Source organism: Vibrio sp. HI00D65, from assembly GCF_001635455.1.
GTDB lineage: Bacteria > Pseudomonadota > Gammaproteobacteria > Enterobacterales > Vibrionaceae > Vibrio.
This window is the reverse complement of the sequence record NZ_LWEH01000259.1, coordinates 1-220: the sequence shown is the minus strand read 5'-3', so window position 1 is coordinate 220 and position 220 is coordinate 1. Positions and strand designations below refer to the sequence as shown.

Annotated in this window: 1 protein-coding gene; it reads left to right on the top strand. The window is 53.6% G+C overall.

Annotated elements, in window-relative coordinates; genetic code table 11:
• On the top strand, nucleotides 1-209 hold a 209-nt coding region (locus A3712_RS18465), incomplete at its 5' end, for a phosphoribosylformylglycinamidine synthase subunit PurQ (protein ID WP_197465861.1).
• Between the last annotated feature and the right edge of the window lie 11 nt (nucleotides 210-220).

Sequence of the window (220 nt, the reverse complement as noted above, 5' to 3'; positions counted from 1 at the left end):
GTAACCCAACGCAGCAATACCCGAATAACCCGAACGGTTCGCCAAACGCTATCACAGGTTTAACAACGACGGATGGCCGCGTGACTATCATGATGCCTCACCCAGAGCGTGTATTCCGCACAGTCGCTAACTCTTGGTCTCCAGAAGGTTGGGGCGAGAATGGTGCTTGGATGCGTATGTTCCAAAACGCACGCAAGAACGTGGGTTAATCGTGCCGCGT